This is a genomic window from Stenotrophomonas sp. Steno-C18 (assembly GCF_056393195.1).
In genome coordinates this window covers 1-1,393 of record NZ_JBWJOX010000023.1, presented here as the reverse complement: position 1 = coordinate 1,393, position 1,393 = coordinate 1, and the positions used below count along the sequence as shown (strand labels likewise).

Genomic DNA, 1,393 nt, shown 5'->3' with positions numbered 1-1,393 from the left:
GTCGCCAGCCCGCCGCGCAGCCGCCCGGCCAGCCCGGCACCGGCCAGCCCGCGCATCGCGCGCGCGCCGGCGGCACGCCGGATCGAACCGATGGTCGCCAATGGCGAGGACTGGCAGGAGTTCTGATGTCCCCGCGCCGCCGCCCGTCCCATGGGCGGCGGCAGGCACCGCCAGCCGCTGCCTTTTCCCTCAAGCAACACCCAGGCAAGCCGATTTACTGATCAATCCCCTCCTTCCACCCGGCCGGTAGTCGCCAATGTCCACTTCCCGACGTTCCTTTACCCGCAGCATCGCCATGCGCCTGATGCTCGGAACCGCTTTGGTTGCAACATTCGCCTTCGGCCTCACCGCGATGATCATCTACCTGCGCAGCAGCGACGCGCTGATGTCGGTCTCGCGTGCCAACCTGGAGAACATGGCCAACCTGGAAGCGCAGCGCATCTCGGCCGAGATGGGGCTGGGCTTCGAATCCAACGACACGCTGGCCAGCAGCTTCCTGAGCCTGCGCCAGTCCGGCGCACTGACCCGCCAGAATGCCTCCAGCGTCCTGCAGCAGAAGCTGCTGGCCAACCCGCAGTGGATCGGCGTCGGCACGTTGTGGGAACCGGACGCCTTCGACGGCAAGGACGCCGAGTTCGTCGATACCGACGGCCACGATGCCAGCGGCCGCTTCATGAGCTACTGGGCCTGGCAGGACGGCACGCCCGTGCAGGAAGCCCTGCGCGGCTACGACATGCCCGGCGATGGCGACTGGTACCTGCAGCCACGTGCCTCGAAGAAGCCGGCCGTGCTGGAACCGTACAGCTACGAGATCGGCGGCCGTCGCATCCTGATGACCACGCTGGCCACGCCGATCGTGGAGGGCGACCATTTCCTCGGCGTGATGACCGTGGACTTCGCCCTGCAGTCGCTGCAGGAGCGCCTGAGCACGATGCACCCGATGGAACAGGGCTACGTGCGGCTGCTGTCGCCGGGCGGCACCATCATCGCCGACCGCGACCCGGCCAAGGTCGGCAGCAAGGTCGACGATGCCGCGACCAAGGCCATGCTCGCCGGCACCGCCAAGGGCCAGGTCGTGTTCGGGCAAAGCCGCGATGCCGCGCTGGGCGAGGACGTGGTGGAAACCTATGTCCCGCTGAAGATCGGCAATGCCGGCCAGAACTTCGCCTTCGGCGTGGTGGTACCGCGCTCGCTGCTGATGCAGCAGGCCCGCGTGCTGCTGTGGACCATCATCGGCGTCGGCGTGGCGGCGGCACTGCTGCTGTGCTTGGCGCTGTACGTGCTGCTGCGCAGGCTGGTGTTCCAGCCCCTAGGGCAGGCCGTGAACGTGTCCGACCAGATCGCCGCAGGCAAGCTGGACAATGTCCTGCGCGCCCAGCGCGATGACGAACTC

General features: G+C 67.8%; 1 protein-coding gene. It reads left to right on the top strand.

The annotated features are described in order from the left end of the window. Positions 1 to 256: 256 nt before the first annotated feature. The coding region (locus tag AC06FE_RS19520) for a PDC sensor domain-containing protein (RefSeq protein ID WP_478073989.1) at positions 257 to 1,393 on the top strand (1,137 nt) is incomplete at its 3' end.